General features: G+C 62.0%; 2 protein-coding genes. Both read left to right on the forward strand.

The genetic code is table 11. The annotated features are described in order from the left end of the window. On the forward strand, nt 1–996 hold a 996-nt coding region (locus EOA22_RS31570), incomplete at its 5' end, for a polysaccharide biosynthesis protein (RefSeq protein WP_164756107.1). A gap of 93 nt (nt 997–1089) precedes the next feature. Beyond that, on the forward strand, nt 1090–2025 hold the full coding sequence (locus EOA22_RS31575; RefSeq protein WP_013532715.1) for a glycosyltransferase family 2 protein: 936 nt from the start codon (nt 1090–1092) through the stop codon (nt 2023–2025). Nucleotides 2026–2078 lie beyond the last annotated feature (53 nt).

Below are 2078 nucleotides of genomic sequence, written 5' to 3' on the forward strand. Positions count from 1 at the left end.
GTGCTGGTCGCCGACAACTCCGAGTTCGGCATTTTCCAGCTGAGCCAGTATGTTGACGAGAAGGACCACGACCGCCTCAAGGTCCGCATCGTCGATGTCGCGGACCGGCGCCAGATAACGCGTGTCGTCACGGAATTCCGGCCGGACATCATCTTTCATGCCGCGGCCCTCAAGCATGTTCCGCTGCTCGAGGAAAACTGGGATTCGGCCATCCAGACCAATATCTTCGGAACGCTCGTCTGTGCCGAGGTCGCCGCCAAGTGCGGGGTTGCGCAATTTGTCCTGATATCGAGCGACAAGGCGGTGGATCCCTCGTCAGTGCTCGGCATGACGAAGCGGGCCGCCGAACAGATCATCAGCGCCTTGCATGGCACGCCGGCAGGCGAGACAAGCGGGCGTCGCCCGGCCACCAAGTTCATTGCAGTGCGGTTCGGCAACGTCTTCGGCAGCAATGGTTCGGTGGCGACCATATTCCAGGCGCAGATCGAGGCCGGAGGGCCCGTCACCATCACCGACCGGCGCATGACACGCTATTTCATGACCGTGGCCGAAGCCGTCGATCTCGTCATCATGTCGGCGGCCGATGCCGCGTCGCGGCAGAGCGGAGACGATTATGCCGTCTATATGCTCGACATGGGCAAGCCGGTACCGATCCTTGAAGTGGCCGAAACGATGATCCGCTTGTCCGGAAAGAGCCCATACAAGGACGTCGCGATCCGGTTCACCGGCATAAGGCCGGGTGAAAAACTCCACGAAACGCTGCATGGCGAAGACGAGGAACTCGTCGAACTCGGCATCTCGAAGATTTTCGGCCTCAGCACGGACGTCGTGGAATGGTCGGATGTCCAGGTCGCGCTCACGGCGCTGCAGCAGTCGGCGAAAAACCAGGACAAGGCTGCCGCGCTCGCCGCATTGGCAGGTCTCGACCGCGCCAAGAAGGCCAGGGCAAGTGCACGTCAAGACGCGATTCCGAAGACGGCCGGGCAGGCGACCTAGAACAATTCCGGGAAAAGCGCACGGCGCTTACCTTTGGGAATTGCGCCAAATCAAAGAGATAGATCCAATCAGAATCAGAAAGCGATCTTGCTCGTGAGCAAAGATGATCTGCGCATCGCGGTCCTGATGGGCACGAAAGACGGCGCCGCCTTCATCGAGGAGCAGCTGCAGTCCCTGCTCGAGCAGTCGCACCCTCTGGTCGACCTGTGGATATCCGACGATGGCTCCGTCGATGGCACGACCGCCATCATCGAGGCATGGAAATCCCGCTGGCGGCCCAAGTGTCGAATGACGCTCGTCGAGGGGCCGCGGCAAGGCTTCGCCGCCAATTTCCGCTCCATGATCGTCGATCGACGCATCGAGGCGGACTGCTATGCCTTCTGCGACCAGGACGATATCTGGGAGCCCGACAGGCTGGAGAGCGCTATCGACTGGATGCGGACCCAGGATGCGAAAATCCCGCTGATGTTTTGTTCGCGAACCGCGACCATGACGGAAACAGGAAGCCTTGTCGGCCATTCGCCTTTGTTTGCCCGGCCGCCAACCTTTCGCAACGCGCTTGTGCAAAGCATCGCCGGCGGCAACACCATCCTGCTCAACGCAGCGGCACGCAACCTGCTGGCCAGGGCCTGCATGCGGACCGGGTTCGTCAGCCACGACTGGTGGGCCTATCTCATCGTGACCGCCGCCGGCGGCATCGTCCGCTACGATCCGCGGCCGCTGGTGCGCTACCGGCAGCATGCGGCAAACCTGGTCGGCGCCAACGTATCCTGGAAAGCAAGGGTGTCCCGGCTTGGCCGCCTGTTTAAGGGGGAATTCGCCGGCTGGACGGACCTCAACCTTGACGGTCTTGCCGTCAATCGCGACCTCCTGACCGAGGACGCGATGGTGTGCCTCGACCTTTTCACCCGCGGGCGCGACGGCGGCCTTTTCCGCCGCTTGGCAGGCTTGCGCCGAAGCGGCGTCTATCGGCAGACCGTTTCCGGAAACCTGGGGCTCTATCTCGCCTTCGTCCTGGGGCGCATCTGAACATTGCGACGGCTGCGTGGCGCGCTTGGTCAAGAGATCGGCTCATGCTACGT

The sequence above is a fragment of the Mesorhizobium sp. M7A.F.Ca.US.014.04.1.1 genome (genome assembly GCF_003998745.1).
Lineage (GTDB): Bacteria > Pseudomonadota > Alphaproteobacteria > Rhizobiales > Rhizobiaceae > Mesorhizobium > Mesorhizobium ciceri.